Origin of the sequence: Microbacterium sp. NPDC056736 (genome assembly GCF_042790415.1) — a bacterium.
GTDB lineage: Bacteria > Actinomycetota > Actinomycetes > Actinomycetales > Microbacteriaceae > Microbacterium.
In genome coordinates this window covers 304083-322243 of record NZ_JBHTZE010000004.1, presented here as the reverse complement: position 1 = coordinate 322243, position 18161 = coordinate 304083, and the positions used below count along the sequence as shown (strand labels likewise).

Sequence of the window (18161 nt, the reverse complement as noted above, 5' to 3'; positions counted from 1 at the left end):
GGGGGTCGTCCATCGTGCCGCCAAGTCTACGACAGGGGTCCGGGCGCGGCCGCGGATCGCTCACGACGAAGGGGCCCTGCGGTCGGCGGGCGCCGGTGTCAACCCCCTCCGCGACCGGGCGCGGGACTGCGCAGGCTGTGGGGATGACCGACACGAGCGCCGACCGGCAGACGGACCCCCGCAACGCTCCGCCACCCGAGCACCCCGACAAGCCCGACACGCCCCGCGAGATCGAGAAGCGCTCCTGGAAGTACGTCTTCGTCAAGACGGCCAGGGAGTTCTCGGCCGACGAGTGCACCGACATCGCCGCCGCGCTGACGTTCTACTCGGTCCTGGCGATCTTCCCCGGGCTCGTCGCCGTCTTCTCGATCTTCGGGCTCCTCGCCGGCAGCGGTGAGGCGACCGGCGCGATCATCGGCGTGGTCGAGAGCGTGTCGCCCGAGGCGGCCGACGCGCTGCGCGGCCCGCTCGAGCAGGCGGCCGAGTCCCCCGCCGCCGGATGGGGCCTCGTGCTCGGCCTCCTGCTGGCGATCTGGTCGGCATCGGGCTACGTCGGGGCGTTCAGCCGCGCGATGAACCGGATCTACGAGATCCCGGAGGGCCGGCCCTTCTGGAAGCTGAAGCCGGCCCAGCTGCTGGTCACGGTCATCGGGGTGGCGCTGATCGTGGTGGCGCTCGTGATCCTCGTCGTCTCCGGCCCCGTGGCCGATGCGGTGGGCTCGGCGCTGGGCCTCGGTGAGGTGGCCACCACGGTGTGGTCGATCGTGAAGTGGCCGGTGCTCGCACTCATCGTCGTGCTGATGGTGGCGATCCTCTACTACGCGACGCCCAACGCGAAGCAGCCGAAGTTCCGCTGGATCAGCATGGGGTCGCTGCTGGCGATCCTCACCCTCGTGGTGGCGTCGGCGGCGTTCGGCATCTACGTGGCGAACTTCTCGAACTACGACCGCACGTACGGCTCGCTCGCGGGGGTGATCGTCTTCCTGCTGTGGCTGTGGATCGCCAACATCGCGCTGCTGTTCGGAGCCGAGTTCGATGCCGAGCTCGAACGCGGGCGCCAGCTGCAGGCCGGGATCGAGGCGGAGGAGGACATCCAGCTGCCGCCCCGCGACACCCGCAAGAGCGACAAGGCCGCGCAGAAGGAGAAGAAGGACGTCGAGGAGGGCAGGCGCATCCGCCTGCAGCACGCGGACGAAGACGACGACGAGCCGGCGCACACCGGCGGGAGCAGCGGCGAACGCTGAGGCCGGGACGGATGCCGCAGGCCGCGGCATCCGTCATCCCTCACCAGCTGACGGGAAGCGCCTTGCCCTCCTCGTACCCCGCCGCCGACTGGAGTCCCACCCGCGCGCGCTCGTGGAACTGCGCCACCGTCGCCGCGCCGGCGTAGGTGAAGGACGACCGCACTCCCGACGTGATCATGTCGAGCAGGTCCTCCAGGCCCGGGCGCAGCGGGTCCAGGTAGATGCGCGACGACGAGATGCCCTCCGCGAAGAGCTCCTTGCGGGCCAGCTCGTACGGGTCGAGGCGTCCGAAGCGCTCATGCACGGCCTTGGTCGACGCCATGCCCCACGACTCCTTGAAGGCGCGGCCGGCCTCATCGACCTGAAGCTCGCCGGGCGCCTCGATGGTGCCCGCGAACCACGAGCCGATCATGACGGATGCCGCGCCCGCCGCGAGCGCCAGCGCGACGTCGCGGGGGTAGCGCACACCGCCGTCGGCCCACACGTGCGCGCCCAACATGCGGGCGGCCTCGGCCGTCTCGAGGACCGCCGAGAACTGCGGGCGGCCGACGGCGGTCATCATCCGCGTCGTGCACATGGCACCCGGGCCCACCCCGACCTTCAGGATCGTGGCGCCGGCGGTCACGAGGTCGTGGACGCCCTCGGCGGTGACGATGTTCCCCGCCGCGATCGGCAGGCCGAGGTCGAGGTCGGCGACGGTGCGCAGCGCCTGCAGCATCCCCTCCTGATGGCCGTGGGCGGTGTCGAGCACGAGGACGTCGACGCCGGCGCCGGCCAGGGCTCGCGCCTTGGCCGCGACGTCTCCGTTGATGCCGACCGCCGCAGCGACGATCAGGCGGCCGGAGGCGTCCACGGCCGGGCGGTAGAGCGTCGAGCGCAGGGCGCTGCGGCGCGACAGCGTGCCGACGAGGTGTCCGTGGTGCAGGACCGCCACCAGCTCGGCGTCCGCGGCGACGATCACGTCGAACGCGTGGCGGGCGCTCTCGATGTCATCGGCGTCGACGGACGCGGCGCGCCCGCGCGCGAGGTCGCCGAGACGCGCATCGGGCAGCGCGGTGCCCAGGCGCGCCGCCGGCACGATGCCGAGGACGTCGTCGGCGTCGATCCGGCCGGCCGCGACCTCTGCCACCACGATGCCGTGCCCGTCGGTGGGCGGGAGCAGCCGCGCGGCGTCGGCGACGGTCGCGTCCGGCGGAAGGACCAGCGGCGTGTCCCAGGTGACGGGCTGCGCCTTGACCCAGCGGATAGCGGCGTCCAGCTCCTGCAGCGGCATGTCCTGCGGGAGCACGCCGAGTCCGCCCCGCCGCGCGAGCGTGGCGGCCAGGCGCGCACCGGTGACGGAGTTCATGTTGGACGAGACGAGCGGGATCGTCGCGGTCGTCCCGTCGTGGGGGGCGAGGTCGACGTCGAGCCTGCTGGCGACGGCGGACCGGCGCGGGACGAGGAAGACGTCGGAATAGGTCAGGTCGACGTCGGGGGCTTCGCCGTAGAACTCCATGACCGCCAAGGGTAGTGACACTTCCTGTGCGGGTAATCGTTCGGATTCTTTCGGCTTCCGCACGGGCGGGGACCGGGACCGCCCCCGCGGACTGGGCTAGGCTTAACCCCACGCGTGCGCCGGCTCTGAGCCCCACGCGTATCCCAGAACTTCACCGATGAAAGCAGGCGATTCAGCGTGTCGAGCCAGGTGACGGGCGTCGGGGTTTCGAACGAGGGTGAGTTCGGAGCCAACGAGTGGCTCGTCGAGGAGCTGTACGAACAGTTCAAGATCGACCGGAACTCCGTCGACAAGGCATGGTGGCCCGTTCTCGAGGCCTACCACCCCGCCGACGGCGCGGCACCGACGGCCCCCGCTGCGGCGCCGGCCGCACCCGCGCAGGCCGCGGCGGCCACGGCACCCGCGGCGGCCACGGCACCCGCGGCCGCTGCTGCTCCGGCACCCGCGGCACCGGCGCCTGCCGCCGCTCCCGCGGCGCCGCAGCCGGCGGCGGAGCCCCGCCCGGTGACGGCGCCCATCCCCGTCATCGGCAACCAGCCGGTGGCGCGCACGACGGCGAGGCCCGCCGCCCCGCAGCCGATTCCGGCGCAGGCGCCCAAGGCGCAGCCGTCGTCGGCGGACGGCGAGGCCGAGGCCGACGTCGTCACGGCGCTGAAGGGCCTGCCCAAGACGCTTGCGGCGAACATGGACGAGTCGCTCACGGTGCCCACGGCCACCAGCGTGCGCACCGTCCCGGCGAAGCTGATGATCGACAACCGCATCGTCATCAACAACCACATGGCCCGCACGCGCGGCGGCAAGGTGAGCTTCACCCACCTCATCGGCTGGGCGATCATCCAGACGCTCAAGGAGTTCCCGAGCCAGAACGTCTTCTACGCCGAAGTCGACGGCAAGCCCTCCGTGGTGGCGCCGGCGCACATCAACCTCGGCATCGCGATCGACCTCCCCCGTCCCGACGGCAGCCGTGCCCTGCTCGTGCCCAGCATCAAGCGCGCCGAGCAGCTCTCGTTCAACGAGTACCTGACCACGTACGAGGACCTGGTCGGCCGTGCTCGCGGCAACAAGCTGACCGCGGCCGACTTCCAGGGGACGACGATCTCGCTGACCAACCCCGGCGGCATCGGCACGGTCCACTCCGTGCCGCGCCTGATGAAGGGTCAGGGCTGCATCGTGGGCGCCGGCGCCCTCGAGTACCCCGCCGAGTTCCAGGGCGCGAGCGACAAGACGCTCAACGAGCTCGCGATCGGCAAGACGATCACGCTCACGAGCACCTACGACCACCGCGTGATCCAGGGCGCCGGGTCGGGCGAGTTCCTCAAGAAGGTGCACGAGCTGCTCATCGGGCAGCGCGGCTTCTACGAGGACATCTTCTCGGCGCTGCGCATCCCCTATGCGCCGATCCACTGGGCGCCCGACATCAACGTCGACCTCGCCGAGCGCGTCGACAAGCAGGCGCGCGTCCAGGAGCTCATCAACTCCTTCCGCGTGCGCGGTCACCTGATGGCCGACATCGACCCGCTCGAGTACGTCCAGCGCACCCACCCCGACCTCGAGATCGAGAGCCACGGACTGACCTTCTGGGACCTCGACCGCGAGTTCGTCACGGGCGGCTTCGGCGGCAAGCGCCAGATGAAGCTGCGCGACATCCTGGGCGTGCTCCGCGACTCGTACTGCCGCACGATCGGCATCGAGTACATGCACATCCAGGACCCGGTGCAGCGCGCGTGGTTCCAGCAGAACGTCGAGGTCAAGTACCAGAAGCCGGGCCACGACGAGCAGCTGCGCATCCTCGACAAGCTCAACCAGGCCGAGGCGTTCGAGACGTTCCTGCAGACCAAGTACGTCGGGCAGAAGCGCTTCAGCCTCGAGGGCGGCGAGTCGCTGATCCCGCTCCTGGACGAGATCCTCCAGGGCGCCGCCGAGGCGGGCCTGGACGGCGCCGCGATCGGCATGGCGCACCGCGGCCGCCTGAACGTCCTGACCAACATCGCCGGCAAGACCTACGGGCAGGTGTTCCGCGAGTTCGAGGGCTCGGTCGCCATCGGGTCCAAGAGCGGCTCGGGCGACGTGAAGTACCACCTCGGCACCGAGGGCACCTTCGTCGCCGACAACCAGGCGGAGCTCCCCGTCTACCTCGCCGCCAACCCGTCGCACCTCGAGACCGTCGACGGCGTGCTGGAAGGCATCGTGCGGGCCAAGCAGGACCGCAAGCCCATCGGCAGCTTCACCTGGCTCCCGATCCTGGTCCACGGCGATGCGGCCTTCGCCGGCCAGGGCGTCGTGGTCGAGACCCTGCAGATGTCGCAGCTGCGCGCCTACCGCACCGGCGGCACCGTGCACGTCGTGGTGAACAACCAGGTCGGCTTCACCACCACCCCGGTCGACGCCCGCACCTCGGTCTACGCCACCGACGTCGCCAAGACGATCCAGGCGCCGATCTTCCACGTGAACGGCGACGACCCCGAGGGCGTCACCCGGGTCGCGCAGCTGGCCTTCGCCTACCGCGAGCGGTTCCACCGTGATGTCGTCATCGACCTCGTCTGCTACCGCCGCCGCGGTCACAACGAGGGCGACGACCCGTCGATGACGCAGCCGCTCATGACGAACCTCATCGAGGCGAAGCGCTCGGTCCGCCGGCTGTACACCGAGGCCCTCGTCGGCCGCGGCGACATCACCGAGGAGGAGTACGAGAAGGCCAAGCAGGACTTCCAGAGCCGCCTCGAGGTCGCCTTCGCCGAGACGCACGCCGCGGAGACCGGCTCCTCGCCCGTCGTCGTCCCCGACGAGGTCACCGTCGCCGTCGCCGGCGAGCCGGAGACGACCGGGGTCGCGCGCGAGATCGTGCACCTCATCGGCGACACGTTCGTCAACAAGCCGGAGGGCTTCACCGTCCACAACAAGCTCCAGCAGCTGCTCGACAAGCGGCTCGACATGAGCCGCAACGGCTCGATCGACTGGGGCTTCGGCGAGCTGCTGGCGTTCGGGTCGCTCCTGCTGGAGAAGACGAACGTGCGCCTGGCCGGCCAGGACTCCCGCCGCGGCACGTTCGTGCAGCGCCACGCCGTCCTGCACGACCGGGCCAACGGGCAGGAGTGGATCCCGCTCGCCAATCTGTCGGGCGACCAGGGCAAGTTCTACGTCTACGACTCGTTCCTCAGCGAGTACGCGGCGATGGCGTTCGAGTACGGGTATTCCGTGGAGCGCGCCGACTCGCTCGTGCTGTGGGAGGCCCAGTTCGGCGACTTCGCCAACGGGGCGCAGTCGGTGATCGACGAGTTCATCTCCTCGGCCGAGCAGAAGTGGGGCCAGCAGTCGAGCGTCGTGCTGCTGCTCCCCCACGGCTACGAGGGCCAGGGCCCCGACCACTCGTCCGCGCGCATCGAGCGCTACCTCCAGATGTGCGCGCAGGACAACATGACCGTTGCCCGCCCGTCGACCCCGGCCTCGTACTTCCACCTGCTGCGGCGCCAGGCGTACGCGCGCCCGCGTCGTCCGCTGGTCGTGTTCACGCCGAAGGCCATGCTGCGCCTGCGGGGTGCGACGAGCCCGGTCGACGACTTCCTGACCGGCCGCTTCGAGCCCGTGCTGGACGACGAGCGCGGGATCGACAAATCGGCCGTGAAGCGGGTGCTGCTGCACGCCGGCAAGATCCACTGGGACCTGCGGGCGGAGCTCGAGAAGAACCCCAATCCCGAGATCGCGCTCGTGCGCCTCGAGCAGTTCTACCCCGCTCCCGTCACCGAGCTGAACGCCGTCATCGACTCCTACCCGGACGCCGAGCTGGTGTGGGTGCAGGACGAGCCCGAGAACCAGGGCGCGTGGCCGTTCATCGCGCTGGAGCTGGTGAAGCACCTCGGCGGTCGCACCATCAGCCGCGTCTCCCGCTCGTCCGCCGCCTCGACGGCGACCGGGTCGCCGAAGGTGCACGCCGCCGAGCAGGCGAAGATCATGCAGAAGGCGCTGACGCTCTAAGGCCGGCTGCGCCGACCGGCCCTGGACACGCCCCACTGTGGGAGTCCGGGGCCGGACTGCGTGCCGTCAGAGCGGGTCGACGCCGGCGCGGGCGAACGCGGCGGCTGCCGCATCCGTCGACTCGATCCGGTCAGACTCGACGAGCCCCAGGCGCGTGCGTCGGTCGAGCACGTCGTCGACGCTCATCGCACCCTCGACCATGACGCCCCACTGGAGTTCCTGGGCCGTCACCCCGCGCGCCGCGCCGGGGCCGTCCGGGAGCGCGGCCGCATACGGCGCCTCGGCGCCATACCGCCGCACGAGGCGCGCCGGCGCCGCGATCTCCGCCAGCCGATGCCGCGGCCACGCGCCGACGAGAGGGATCGCAGCGGTCCGCGAGGGCCGCGCGGGGAGGGACGGGTCACGCCGGATGACGGCGTCGACGGCGTCCTCGGCCATGCGCCGGTACGTGGTGAGCTTGCCGCCGACGATGCTCAGCACCCCCGTCGCGGACTCGATGATGGCGTGCCGGCGCGAGAGGTCGCTGGTGTCGCCGGGCTCGCCTGCCAGAAGCGGTCGCAGCCCCGCGAACGTCGTGAGGACGTCGGTGCGCTCGAGCGGGTCGGCGAGGACGGTGTTGACCGTGCCGAGGAGCATCTCGATCTCCGCGTCGGTGGCGTGCGCGATCTCGGGAACCGGCCCGTCCACCGGGACGTCGGTGAGACCGATGTAGGTGCGTCCGTGCGGTGCGGGCAGCGTGAACACGAAGCGGCTCGTCGAGCCCGGGATGGGCACCGTGAGCGAGACGTCCGAGCCGCCCAGGCGCTCGGTCGACACCACGAGGTGCGTGCCACGACTGGGTTGCAGGCGCACGTCGGGGTCGAGCCCGCCCGCCCACACGCCGGTCGCGCTCACCACGGCCCGCGCGCGCAGGGTCAGCTCCGTGCCGGTCACGAGGTCGCGGAGGCGGGCGTCGCCGCCGGTCGCCGAGGTCGCCTCGACGCGGGTGAGGACGGATGCGCCGTACCCGGCGGCCGTCCGCGCCACCGCCACGACCAGCCGTGCGTCATCGATGAGCTGGCCGTCCCAGCCGCGCACGCCGCCGCGAAGTCCATCGGCGCGGACCGCCGGCGCCAGTCGCCGCGTCGTCCCCGGCCCGATCGCTCCCGGCCCGGGCAGCAGGGCGCCCGGCGTGCCGACGGTCCGCCGCAGCCCGTTGCCGAGTTCGTAGCCGAGTCCGAGGTAAGCGCCGCGCGCAAGGTGCCCCGGCTCGTGCAGCGGCACCACCTGCGCGAGGGCGCGCGTGAGGTGGGGAGCGGTCCGCGTCATGAGGATGTGCCGCTCCAGCGCGCTCTCGCGCGCGATGCCGATCTGACCGGACGCGAGGTATCTGAGGCCCCCGTGCACGAGCTTCGAGCTCCAGCGGCTGGTGCCGTGGGCGAGGTCACCGCGCTCGACCAGCACCGTGCGAAGCCCTCGGCTCGCGGCATCCAGGGCGATGCCGGCGCCGGTGATGCCGCCGCCGATCACCAGGACGTCGATCTCGCGACTCCCGGCGAGCGCGTCGAGCTCCTTCGCGCGGCGCGATGCCGTGAGCGCCGAGGGGGAGGGCGTCCGGCCGAGGATGAGCGGCGTCATCGCGCACCCCGGGGCGAGAGGTAGCCGTGCACCGCGTGCGCGAGCTCGGTGCGCCACGCCTCGTCGGGAAGCCACTCGGCCACCAGCGGCGCCGACTGCACCGCGGACTGCGCGATGAGGAGCACCATCGCAGCCAGCCCATCCGGGTCTCCGTCGCGCACGAACCCGCGGCGCTGCCCGTCGGCGAGGCGCCGCGCGGTCTCGCCGTGGATGGCGCGCTGGCTCGTGCCGAGCCGGTCGAGGATGTAGCGCGCGAACAGCTCGGGATCGGTGTCGCGCAGGCGGTCCACCAGCGGCAGCCGGCGGACGCGGTCGGCGGTCCCGACGAGCAGGGCCACGAGAGCCTCGAGATCATCGGCCTGCTCCTGGCCGCCGGGCTGTGCGGCCAACAGCTCCCGGGTCACGAGCGCCGCGAACACCGCCTGGGCGTCGGGCCAGTACCGGTAGAGCGTCTGACGGGAGATCCCGCAGCGGCGGGCGATGTCGGATGCCGTCGTCCGCCGGATCCCGTGCTCCAGCACTTCCGCCAGCGCGGCGTCGAGGATCGCGCTCTCGGTGTCGGACACTCCGTCGGCCATGTGACAACCATACAGAATGTGTCATACTGTCGCCATGGCTGCGACGGCGCACACCGACTCCGCGACCCCCGCGAGCCCGATCGCCCGTCCGGCGCCCCGCCCCCGCGGCGACTGGGACGCGTGGGGTTCCGAACCCGCCCGGCTCCCCGCGGCGGCGAAGGCGATCGTGGCGACGCTGCTCCCCGGCAAGGCGCACCCCGTCCCCCGTCGGCAGGTCCCCGAGCTGACCCCGTCCCTCATCTCCGACGCCGACCTCGGCGCGCTCGCGGACGTGGTGGGGGGGCATCACGCGTCGCGCGCCGACGCCGTGCGGCTGCTGCACCTGGGCGGCAAGAGCACACCCGACCTCCTCCACCGCCGGATGGACGGACTGCAGAACGCGCCCGACGCCGTCGTATCCCCCGCCGATCACGACCAGATCGCCGCGGTGCTGGGAGTGTGCGACGACCGCGGCATCGCCGTCGTCCCGTTCGGCGGAGGCACGTCGGTCGTCGGAGGCGTCGAGCCGGAGCGCGGCGAGCACGCCGCCGTCATCGCGCTCGACCTCTCCCGCACCGCCGCCCTCCTCGCTCTCGACGAGGTGTCGCTGCTGGCCTCCTTCGGCGCGGGCACCACGGGTCCGCAGGCGGAGGAGCTGCTCGGTGCCCGCGGCTTCACGCTCGGCCACTTCCCGCAGAGCTTCCCGTACGCCTCGCTCGGCGGGTTCGCGGCGACGCGGTCGAGCGGTCAGGCCTCGCGCGGCTACGGCCGCTTCGACGATCTCGTGCACGCCCTGCGGATCGCGACGCCGGCGGGCGACCTCGACCTGGGCCGCTCTCCGGCGAGCGCCGCCGGTCCCGATCTGCGGGAGCTCTTCCTCGGATCCGAGGGGGCCTTCGGGGTTCTCACCGAGGTCACCGTACGCGTCCGCCCGCTTCCGGGGGCCACGGCGTACCGGGCGTGGTCGTTCCCCGACTTCGCGACGGGGACGGCGGCGCTCCGCGAAGCCACGCAGCGCGGCATCCGACCCACCGTGCTGCGGCTGAGCGATGCAACCGAGACGCGCGTGAACGCGGCGATGGGCGGGCACCTCACCCGGATGCGCGGATGCCTCGCCATCGCCACCTTCGAGGGGGCGATCCTCGAAGAGGCGGAAGCCGCGCGCGATGCGCTGGACACGGTCTTCGCCGCTCATGGTGCGACCTCGCGCGGCGAGGATCCGGCCCGCTCATGGGAGCGCGGGCGCTTCTCCTCCCCCGCGCTGCGCGACACGCTCATGGACACCGGCGTGCTGGCCGAGACGCTCGAGACGGCGACGACGTGGGCGAACCTGCCGGCGCTCAAGCAGGCGGTGACCGATGCCCTGACCGCGAGCCTCACCGCCTCGGGCACCAAGCCGGTCGTGCTGTGCCACATCTCGCACGTGTACCCGGCGGGTGCGTCGCTCTACCTCACCGTCATCGCTGCGCTCGGCGAGGATCCCCAGGCGCAGTGGAAGACGGCGAAGGATGCCGCATCCCGGGCGATCGGCCACGCGAACGGCACCATCACGCACCATCACGCCGTCGGCCGGGACCATCGCCCCTACCTCGCGACGGAGATCGGCCCGCTCGGCGTCGAGCTGCTGCGCGCCGTCAAGGCCGTACTGGACCCCCGCGGCATCATGAACCCGGGCGCGCTCGTCGCCCCGCGCAGCGACACCGGCGCATGAGGGTCGCGCTCCTGGTCAACCCGGCGGCCCGCGCCGGCGCGCACACCGGCGCGACGAGCACCGCCGCCGAGCGCCTCCGCACGCACGGGGTGCAGACGACGGTCCTGAGCGGCGGCAGCGCCGCCGAGTCATCCGCCCTGCTGCGGGCGGCCCTGGACGCCGGCGTCGACGCGGTCGCCGTCGTCGGGGGCGACGGGACCGTCAACCTCGCCATCCAGGAGGTGGCCGGCACCGGCGTCCCGCTCGGCATCGTGCCCTCGGGCACGGGCAACGACTTCGCGGCGATGCTCGGGCTGCGCGAGCTCGACGCGCGGGCGGCCGCCGACGCGATCGCCGGCGGCCTCACGCGGCGCGTGGATCTCGCGCGCGTGACCCGCGGCGACGGATCGACGCAGTACTTCGGGACAGTCCTGGCGAGCGGCTTCGACTCCAAGGTCAACGACCGCGCCAACGCGATGCGCTGGCCCAGAGGCGGCTCGCGCTACGACATCGCGATCCTCGTCGAGTTCCTCACCCTCGCCGGCATCCCGTACGAGGTCGACGTCGAACTCGCCGACGGCACCCGCGAGCAGATCCGCGGCGACCTCGTGATGGCGACCGTCGGCAACGGTCGCACCTACGGCAGCGGCATCCCGATCTGCCCGGACGCCGATCCCGCCGACGGTCTGCTCGACGTCCTGCTGGTGCGCACCGCCGGACGGCTGCGCCTGCTCCGGCTCCTGTCGCGCGTGTATCGCGGCACGCACACCACGGTGCCGGAGGTCTCGGTACGCCGCGCGAGGTCGGTGCGCCTGTCGTCGCCCGGTGTCACCGCGTACGCGGACGGCGACCCGATCGGCGCTCTTCCGCTGTCGGTGGATGTCGTGCCGGCGGCGCTCACGGTCTTCACGCCCGCACCAGCCTCCTGACCGGACCTCGGGCGATAACTGCTCGCGCCGTCCGTCAGTGCGCGGCCTGGACCGCCCGCAGCCGGGCCAGCACCTGGTCACGCAGCTCCTCGGGAGCCGTCTCCTTGCAGGCGCGTGCGACCACCTCGGTCAGCGTGCGCGCGACCAGCGCCTCGTCGCGGCATCCCGCGCAGTGCTCCAGGTGCTCGGCGATGTCGCTGTGCTCGGTCTTGCAGACCTCGTTGCGCAGGTACTCCTCGAGGTCGCGCCGCGCCTTCTCGCAGCCGCAGTCGGTCATTTCGTGCTCCTTGTGGCGGCGGTGGTGATGCCGCGCTCTGTTGCGTAGTCGGCCAGCAGCTCACGAAGCATGCGCCTGCCGCGGTGCAGGCGGCTCATGACCGTGCCGATCGGGGTCTTCATGATGTCGGCGATCTCCTGGTAGGCGAAGCCCTCGACGTCTGCGAGGTACACCGCCAGCCGGAAGTCCTCCGGGATGGACTGCAGCGCGTCCTTGACGACCGAGGCCGGCATGCGGTCGATCGCCTCCGCCTCGGCGGAGCGGGTGCTCGTCGCGGTGGTCGACTCGGCGCCGCCGAGCTGCCAGTCCTCGAGCTCGTCGATCGTGCCCTGGTAGGGCTCGCGCTGCTTCTTGCGATAGGTGTTGATGTACGTGTTGGTGAGGATGCGGTAGAGCCACGCCTTGAGGTTGGTGCCCTGGGTGAAGGTCTTCCACGACGCGAACGCCTTGACGAAGGTCTCCTGCACCAGGTCGGCGGCATCCGCGGGGTTGCGTGTCATGCGCATGGCCGCCGCGTACAGCTGGTCCATGAAGGGCAGCGCCTGCTCTTCGAACTGCGCGCGCGGGTCCTGCACCTGGTCGGTCTGACCGGCGTGGTCGATCGAGTCGCTCATCACGCGCCAGTCTACGGTGGCGGGTTGCGGACCGCCCGAGACGTCGGGTGAGGGTGCCTCGATGTCGAGGCGGTCGAGAGTGGCGAACATCCGGCTCCGCTCGGTGGGTGGACTCACGACGGCTGGCCCCGCATTACGCGGCGGATCAGAAGCCGTTCAGTAGGGTAGAACCCGATGACAGTCGACGGGTATTCCCCCACCTCCGCGCCGATCGAGCGCGGCCACTGGCGTGCCCCCGTCGCGGACGGTCCGCTGCACGCGACGGTGACCGTTCCCGGGTCCAAGTCGCTGACCAATCGCGAGCTCGTGCTGGCCTCGCTCGCCGACGCGCCGAGCCGGCTGATCGCACCGCTGCACTCCGACGACTCCGCCCGGATGATCGACGCGCTGCGCTCGCTCGGCGTCGGCATCGAGCGCGTCGAGGGCACGGGCATGTACGGCCCCGACATCGAGGTGACGCCCGTGTGGCCGCTCCGCGGCGACACCGAGGTGGATTGCGGGCAGGCGGGCACCGTCATGCGGTTCGTCGCCGGCCTCGCCGGCTTCGGGCGCGGCGACGTGACCCTCACCGCGCACGAGAGCGCGCTGCACCGGCCGATGGGGGCGATGATCACCGCACTGCGCGACGTCGGCGTCGACATCGACGACGGCGGACGCTGGGCCCTGCCCTTCATCGTGCGCGGGCACGGTCACGTGCGCGGCGGCGAGGTGACGATCGACGCCGGCGCGTCCAGTCAGTTCGTCTCGGGGCTGCTGCTGGCGGCACCCCGGTTCGACGTCGGCCTCCAGCTCAAGCACTCCGGCAGCCGCCTGCCCAGCATCCCCCACATCGACATGACGGTCGAGGCGCTCGGGCATCGCGGCGTGCACGTCGAGCGCCCCGGCGTGGGCGAGTGGATCGTGCCCGCGGGCCCGATCCGCGGCAAGGACGTGGCGATCGAGCCCGACCTCTCCAACGCGGCGCCGTTCCTCGCGGCGGCGATGGTCGCGGGCGGCTCGGTGTCGGTCACCGGCTGGCCGGCGCACTCCACGCAGCCCGGCGCGATGCTCACCGAGATCCTCTCCCTCATGGGTGCCCGCGTCGTCCGCCGCGGCGGCGCGCTGACCGTCACCGCCGGCCCGGCCATCCAGGGCGTCGATCTGGACCTGTCGGCCGCGGGCGAGCTCACCCCGACGATCTTCGGCCTCGCCGCCTTCGCGGAGTCGCCGTCCACGCTGCACGGGATCGGCCACATCCGCGGCCATGAGACCGATCGCATCGCGGCCCTCGTGTCCGAGCTGCGGCGCCTCGGCGGAGAGGCGGAGGAGCTCGCCGACGGCATCCGCATCACACCGCGGCCGCTGCACGGCGGCACCTGGCACGCGTACCACGACCACCGCATGGCGACCACAGGAGCGCTCATCGGCCTCGCCGTCCCGGGCGTCGAGGTCGACGACATCGGCACGACGGCCAAGACGATGCCCGAGTTCCCCCACATCTGGCAGCGGATGCTCGAGGGCCGGCACGCCGACGGCGGCCGGCCGGAGGAGACGATGCGCGCGTCGTGAGACGGCGCGCGCATGGCCCGCACAGCGATCGGGATGACACGGTGAACCGACCCAGGACGACGGCATGAGCTGGCTCGACGACCTCGACGAGGACGACGAGCCGGAGTTCGACGAGGCCGACGTGCGGGTGCGCCCGAACCCGAAGGCGAACCGCCCGCGCACCAAGCGGCGCCCGGCGCACAGCGACGCGCGGATCGCGCGCGTGCTCGGCGTGGACCGCGGCAGGTACACCGTCCTCGTCGACGAGGACCTGCCCGACGAGCGCACGGTGCTCGCCACCCGTGCGCGCGAGCTGCGCAAGACCCCGATCGTCACGGGCGACCGCGCGCGCGTGGTGGGCGACGCATCGGGCGACGACGGCACCCTGGCGCGCATCGTGGGCATCGAAGAGCGCACGTCGCTGCTGCGGCGCAGCGCCGACGACACCGACCAGGTCGAGCGCGTCGTCGTCGCCAACGCCGACCAGATGCTCGTGGTCGTCGCCGCCGCCGACCCCGAACCCCGCCCGCGGCTCGTCGACCGCTACCTGGTGGCCGCGCTGGATGCCGGCATCCGCCCTCTCCTCGTCGTCACCAAGACCGACCTCGCCGACCCGGCCGCGTTCCTCGCGCACTTCGAGGGCCTCGACCTCGAAGTGTTCGCCAGCGGCAAGGAGGAGATGCCGCTGGACCGGATCGGCGCGGCCCTGGCCGGCCACTCGACCGTGTTCGTCGGGCATTCCGGCGTGGGCAAGTCCACGCTCGTGAACGCGCTCGTCCCCGATGCGCGGCGCGCCACCGGGCACGTCAACGTCGTGACCGGGCGCGGGCGCCACACCTCCAGCTCCACGGTGTCGCTGCGCTACCGCGGCGAGAGCGGCAGCGGCTGGGTCATCGACACGCCCGGGGTGCGCTCGTTCGGACTCGGGCACGTCGACCCGGCGAACATCCTCCGCGCCTTCACCGACCTCGCCGAGGTGGCCGAGGAGTGTCCTCGCGGCTGCACGCACCTCCGGGATGCCCCCGACTGCGCGATCGTCGAAGCGGTCGAGGAGGGGCGACTCGGTCCCGGCGGCCCGGCGCGGCTCGATTCGCTGCAGCGGCTGCTGGAGACGTTCGCGAAGAAGGCGCAGGAGCCCGGCGCCTGAGGCACGACGGGCCGCCGCCTAGAGTGGACAGGTGACCACGACGCGCCTCGAACCCGGCTCCCTCGCCCCCGCCTTCACCCTCGTCGACCAGGACGACCGTGCCGTGCACCTCGAGGACCTCCGCGGCGGCCGGGTCATCCTCTTCTTCTACCCCGAGGCGATGACGCCCGGCTGCACCAAGGAGGCGTGCGACTTCCGCGACAGCCTCGCACCGCTGCAGGCCGCCGGCTACACCGTCCTCGGCGTCTCGCGGGACCAGCCCGAGAAGCTCCGGCGGTTCCGCGAGCGCGACGGCCTCACCTACGACCTGCTGAGCGACCCGGACCACGCGGTGCACGAGAAGTACGCGGTGTGGGGCGAGAAGGTGAACTACGGCAAGACGTTCATGGGCGTCATCCGCTCGACGTTCGTCATCGACGAGGAGGGCCGGATCGCGCACGCGCTGTACAACGTACGCGCCACCGGGCACGTGTCGCGCCTGCGGACGACGCTCGGAGTCTGAGACCGGATCAGCGCGACGCGCATCGGCGCGATCGCGGATCAGCGCGAGGCCGCTCCCGGCGCGTCGCCGTCCGCTCCATCGGCGCCTCGCGCCTGGCGTCCGGCATCCCGCACGGCCAGCACGAGCAGCACCAGCACCACGACGGCCGGCACGGCGAGGGCCAGGGCGAGCCCGGGGACCGCGAACCCCCCGGTCGCGGCGCCGAGCGCGACGGCGAGGATCAGCAGCTGCGTGACGATGCCGCCGGAGCGCCCCCACGACTGCCCCCGCCAGATGGCGGCCGCGAACGCCAGCACCGCCACGGCGCCGACGAGGGTGAGCACGACGAGCGCGATCGCGCTCTCGATCGAGCCGGTGTCGCCGCCGACGATCGCCGCGATCTCCCCGACGGTCAGCGCCGCGATGCCGAGACCCTCCAGACCCACGAGCACCGCCGCGATCCTTCCGGACAGGTTTGTCCGCATTCTCCGTCGACTCCTCTTCCACACGTCAGGCGTTTGTGCGAAACCTCCAGGTCAGAGGGGGAACACTCAGCCGGTTCCACATAAACCCGCCGATCAACCCTTGATTCAGGTAAACCGCTATGGGACGATTGGTGAAGCCGTGTGCTCCCACAGCGACGTGGGGCGAGTGATCTCGCACATCCCACAGGGTATCCGACCCGAACGGATCCCAAGCCCCACCCCCTCTCACAAGGAGCACCACCATGGACTGGCGCGACAAGGCCGCCTGCCTGACCGTCGACCCCGAGCTGTTCTTCCCCGTCGGGAACACCGGACCTGCCGTCGATCAGATCGAGAAGGCCAAGTCGGTGTGCGCACGCTGCACCGTCACCGAGATCTGCCTGCAGTACGCCCTCGAGACCGGACAGGACTCGGGCGTGTGGGGCGGTCTCTCCGAGGACGAGCGCCGCGCCCTGAAGCGCCGGGCCGCCCGCGCGCGCCGCGCCAGCTGACACAGCGCCCGAATCGAGCGGATGCCGCAGCCGCGGCATCCGCTCTCCTTTGCGCGCTCGGTCATCCAAGCCCGGCGGTCCGGCTCCTACCTCGCTGCCCCCGTCGCGACCGGAGCCGCGTCAGCGCTCGCCGGCGCCCGTACTGCTCCGGCCCGCGTCGACGATGTACCGCAGCGGGATCTCGATCGTCACCTCGGTGCCGCTGCCCATGATGGTGTGCCAGTCGATGGTGCCGCCGAGCTCGCCCTGGATGAGGGTGCGGACGATCTGGGTGCCCAGGCCCCGTCCGACCTGCCCTTCGGGCAGCCCCGACCCGGTGTCGCGCACCCGCACCTCGAGCCGCTCCTCGTCGCGCTCGGCGACGATCTCGACGTCGCCCTCCTGACCTGCCAGGCCGTGCTCGACCGCGTTCGTCACCAGCTCGGTCAGCGCCAGCGCGAGCGGCGTCGCGTACTCGCTCGGCAGCGTTCCGAACCGGCCGGACGAATGGGTCTTGGCACGGGTGTTGGGAGCGGCGGCCACCTCGGCGACGAGCTTGAGCACCCGCGCGAACACCTCGTCGAAGTCGACGTTCTGCGCCAGTCCCTCCGAGAGGGTGTCGTGCACCACCGCGATCGCCGACACGCGGCGCATCGCCTGGGTGAGCGCCTCGCGCGCCTCCTCGGAGTGCGAGCGGCGCGCCTGGATGCGCAGCAGCGAGGCGACGGTCTGCAGGTTGTTCTTGACGCGGTGGTGGATCTCGCGGATCGTCGCGTCCTTGGTGATGAGCTCCTGCTCCTGGTGGCGGATCTCGGTCACGTCGCGGCAGAGCACGATGGCGCCGATTCGCTTGCCGTGATCGCGCAGCGGGATCGTGCGCAGCGACACGGTGACGCCGCGCGCCTCGAGGTCGGTGCGCCAGGGCGCGCGCCCGGTCACCACGACCGGGAGCGACTCGTCGAACTGACGCTTGCCGGGGAGGATCTGCGTCACGACCTCCACGAGCGACTCGCCTTCGAGCTCGTCCTCGAAGCCCAGCCGGTTGAACGCCGACAGGGCGTTCGGGCTCGCGAAAGTCGTGACCCCGTCGACGTCGAGACGGATCAGACCGTCGGAGGCGCGCGGAGCGCCGCGGCGCGGCGACGTCGGCGCCGACAGGTCCGGGAAGTCACCCGAGGCGATCATGCCGAACAGGTCGTCGGCGCATTCGTTGAACGTGATCTGCTGGCGGGAGGGCGTGCGCGCCTCGCCCAGGTTGGTGTGACGGGTCAGCACTCCCACCACGCTCAGCTGACCGCCCTGCTGGCGGGCCACCGGCACGGCGCGCACGCGGGTGGGGGTCTCCTCGAACCAGTCCGGCGAGGCGGAGTCGACGATGCGGCCGCTGTGGAACGCCTCCCGCACCTGCGTGCGCCACTGCGGGCGCACGCGGTCGCCCACGATGTCGCGGTAGAAGAGGGTCGCCGCGCCGCTCGGGCGGGTGTGGGCGACGGCGACGAACGAGTCGTCCGACGTGGGCACCCACAGCACGATGTCGGCCGACGCCAGGTCGGCGAGGAGCTGGCCGTCCCCCGCGAGACGATGAAGCCACTCCACGTCGTCCTCGCTGGAGCGGCCCTGGGCGTAGACGAGATCGCTGAGGGTCGACACGGA

The 18161-nt window shown here is 72.0% G+C and carries 15 protein-coding genes; 8 read left to right on the top strand and 7 right to left on the bottom strand.

Annotated features, from left to right (window positions below; translation table 11 throughout):
- Window positions 1–143 precede the first annotated feature (143 nt).
- The gene (locus ACFRAL_RS10865; RefSeq protein WP_378882638.1) at window positions 144–1244 is read left to right on the top strand and encodes a YihY/virulence factor BrkB family protein; all 1101 of its coding nucleotides are present in this window, start codon (window positions 144–146) and stop codon (window positions 1242–1244) included.
- A gap of 40 nt (window positions 1245–1284) precedes the next feature.
- On the opposite strand, the gene ACFRAL_RS10860 is transcribed toward ACFRAL_RS10865, so the two are convergent.
- The gene (locus ACFRAL_RS10860; protein WP_378882636.1) at window positions 1285–2742 is read right to left on the bottom strand and encodes a GuaB1 family IMP dehydrogenase-related protein; all 1458 of its coding nucleotides are present in this window, start codon (window positions 2740–2742) and stop codon (window positions 1285–1287) included.
- Between the two features lie 177 nt (window positions 2743–2919).
- Here ACFRAL_RS10860 and ACFRAL_RS10855 point away from each other — a divergent pair, with 177 nt between their 5' ends.
- Window positions 2920–6714, top strand: a complete 3795-nt coding sequence (locus ACFRAL_RS10855; protein ID WP_378882633.1) for a multifunctional oxoglutarate decarboxylase/oxoglutarate dehydrogenase thiamine pyrophosphate-binding subunit/dihydrolipoyllysine-residue succinyltransferase subunit — start codon at window positions 2920–2922, stop codon at window positions 6712–6714.
- 66 nt (window positions 6715–6780) lie between these two features.
- Here the strand turns inward: ACFRAL_RS10855 and ACFRAL_RS10850 are convergent, their stop codons facing one another.
- Together ACFRAL_RS10850 and ACFRAL_RS10845 are read right to left on the bottom strand one after the other, a co-directional pair.
- A complete protein-coding gene (locus tag ACFRAL_RS10850) occupies window positions 6781–8331 on the bottom strand; it encodes a glycerol-3-phosphate dehydrogenase/oxidase (RefSeq protein ID WP_378882630.1) in 1551 nt (516 codons plus the stop codon).
- Window positions 8328–8909: a TetR/AcrR family transcriptional regulator gene (locus ACFRAL_RS10845; RefSeq protein ID WP_378882628.1), complete on the bottom strand. Its 582-nt coding sequence runs from the start codon at window positions 8907–8909 to the stop codon at window positions 8328–8330. The genes ACFRAL_RS10850 and ACFRAL_RS10845 overlap by 4 nt, the downstream gene beginning before the upstream one ends.
- Before the next feature lie 34 nt (window positions 8910–8943).
- On the opposite strand from ACFRAL_RS10845, the gene ACFRAL_RS10840 reads away from it, so the two are divergent.
- Both ACFRAL_RS10840 and ACFRAL_RS10835 read left to right on the top strand, forming a co-directional pair.
- Window positions 8944–10599, top strand: a complete 1656-nt coding sequence (locus tag ACFRAL_RS10840) for an FAD-binding oxidoreductase (RefSeq protein WP_378882625.1) — start codon at window positions 8944–8946, stop codon at window positions 10597–10599.
- Window positions 10596–11507 carry a diacylglycerol kinase gene (locus ACFRAL_RS10835; protein WP_378882622.1) on the top strand — a complete coding sequence of 304 codons (912 nt, stop codon included), beginning with the start codon at window positions 10596–10598 and terminating at the stop codon, window positions 11505–11507. The genes ACFRAL_RS10840 and ACFRAL_RS10835 overlap by 4 nt, the downstream gene beginning before the upstream one ends.
- A gap of 34 nt (window positions 11508–11541) precedes the next feature.
- Here ACFRAL_RS10835 and ACFRAL_RS10830 read toward each other — a convergent pair whose 3' ends face one another.
- Window positions 11542–11784 (bottom strand): zf-HC2 domain-containing protein, encoded by a 243-nt coding sequence (locus ACFRAL_RS10830; RefSeq protein ID WP_194397840.1) that lies wholly within the window; start codon window positions 11782–11784, stop codon window positions 11542–11544.
- Window positions 11781–12488 carry a sigma-70 family RNA polymerase sigma factor gene (locus ACFRAL_RS10825; RefSeq protein ID WP_378882618.1) on the bottom strand — a complete coding sequence of 236 codons (708 nt, stop codon included), beginning with the start codon at window positions 12486–12488 and terminating at the stop codon, window positions 11781–11783. The genes ACFRAL_RS10830 and ACFRAL_RS10825 overlap by 4 nt, the downstream gene beginning before the upstream one ends.
- A gap of 84 nt (window positions 12489–12572) precedes the next feature.
- Between ACFRAL_RS10825 and aroA the strand changes: the two genes are divergently transcribed.
- The 3 genes from aroA to bcp all read left to right on the top strand — a co-directional run bounded on the left by aroA (window position 12573) and on the right by bcp (window position 15574).
- Entirely contained in the window at window positions 12573–13946 is a 1374-nt protein-coding gene (gene aroA, locus ACFRAL_RS10820) for a 3-phosphoshikimate 1-carboxyvinyltransferase (protein WP_336398514.1), read from the top strand.
- A gap of 64 nt (window positions 13947–14010) precedes the next feature.
- Complete coding sequence (gene rsgA / locus ACFRAL_RS10815; protein WP_336398513.1) at window positions 14011–15072, top strand: ribosome small subunit-dependent GTPase A; 1062 nt, start codon at window positions 14011–14013, stop codon at window positions 15070–15072.
- Window positions 15073–15103: 31 nt separating this feature from the next.
- A complete protein-coding gene (gene bcp, locus ACFRAL_RS10810; protein WP_336398512.1) occupies window positions 15104–15574 on the top strand; it encodes a thioredoxin-dependent thiol peroxidase in 471 nt (156 codons plus the stop codon).
- 38 nt (window positions 15575–15612) lie between these two features.
- Here bcp and ACFRAL_RS10805 read toward each other — a convergent pair whose 3' ends face one another.
- Complete coding sequence (locus ACFRAL_RS10805) at window positions 15613–16005, bottom strand: histidine kinase (RefSeq protein ID WP_378882613.1); 393 nt, start codon at window positions 16003–16005, stop codon at window positions 15613–15615.
- A 275-nt stretch (window positions 16006–16280) separates the two neighbouring features.
- Here ACFRAL_RS10805 and ACFRAL_RS10800 point away from each other — a divergent pair, with 275 nt between their 5' ends.
- Window positions 16281–16529 (top strand): WhiB family transcriptional regulator, encoded by a 249-nt coding sequence (locus ACFRAL_RS10800; protein ID WP_018171995.1) that lies wholly within the window; start codon window positions 16281–16283, stop codon window positions 16527–16529.
- A 120-nt stretch (window positions 16530–16649) separates the two neighbouring features.
- Here the strand turns inward: ACFRAL_RS10800 and ACFRAL_RS10795 are convergent, their stop codons facing one another.
- On the bottom strand, window positions 16650–18158 hold the full coding sequence (locus ACFRAL_RS10795; protein WP_378882610.1) for a sensor histidine kinase: 1509 nt from the start codon (window positions 18156–18158) through the stop codon (window positions 16650–16652).
- Window positions 18159–18161: the final 3 nt, after the last annotated feature.

What these genes read in the sequence shown, in the direction of transcription:
- ACFRAL_RS10865 (WP_378882638.1), top strand. Translation starts at nt 144, where the DNA reads ATGACCGACACGAGCGCCGACCGGCAGACGGACCCCCGCAACGCTCCG.
- ACFRAL_RS10860 (WP_378882636.1), bottom strand. Translation starts at nt 2,742, where the DNA reads ATGGAGTTCTACGGCGAAGCCCCCGACGTCGACCTGACCTATTCCGAC.
- ACFRAL_RS10850 (WP_378882630.1), bottom strand. Translation starts at nt 8,331, where the DNA reads ATGACGCCGCTCATCCTCGGCCGGACGCCCTCCCCCTCGGCGCTCACG.
- ACFRAL_RS10845 (WP_378882628.1), bottom strand. Translation starts at nt 8,909, where the DNA reads ATGGCCGACGGAGTGTCCGACACCGAGAGCGCGATCCTCGACGCCGCG.
- ACFRAL_RS10840 (WP_378882625.1), top strand. Translation starts at nt 8,944, where the DNA reads ATGGCTGCGACGGCGCACACCGACTCCGCGACCCCCGCGAGCCCGATC.
- ACFRAL_RS10835 (WP_378882622.1), top strand. Translation starts at nt 10,596, where the DNA reads ATGAGGGTCGCGCTCCTGGTCAACCCGGCGGCCCGCGCCGGCGCGCAC.
- ACFRAL_RS10830 (WP_194397840.1), bottom strand. Translation starts at nt 11,784, where the DNA reads ATGACCGACTGCGGCTGCGAGAAGGCGCGGCGCGACCTCGAGGAGTAC.
- ACFRAL_RS10825 (WP_378882618.1), bottom strand. Translation starts at nt 12,488, where the DNA reads ATGTTCGCCACTCTCGACCGCCTCGACATCGAGGCACCCTCACCCGAC.
- aroA (WP_336398514.1), top strand. Translation starts at nt 12,573, where the DNA reads ATGACAGTCGACGGGTATTCCCCCACCTCCGCGCCGATCGAGCGCGGC.
- rsgA (WP_336398513.1), top strand. Translation starts at nt 14,011, where the DNA reads ATGAGCTGGCTCGACGACCTCGACGAGGACGACGAGCCGGAGTTCGAC.
- ACFRAL_RS10800 (WP_018171995.1), top strand. Translation starts at nt 16,281, where the DNA reads ATGGACTGGCGCGACAAGGCCGCCTGCCTGACCGTCGACCCCGAGCTG.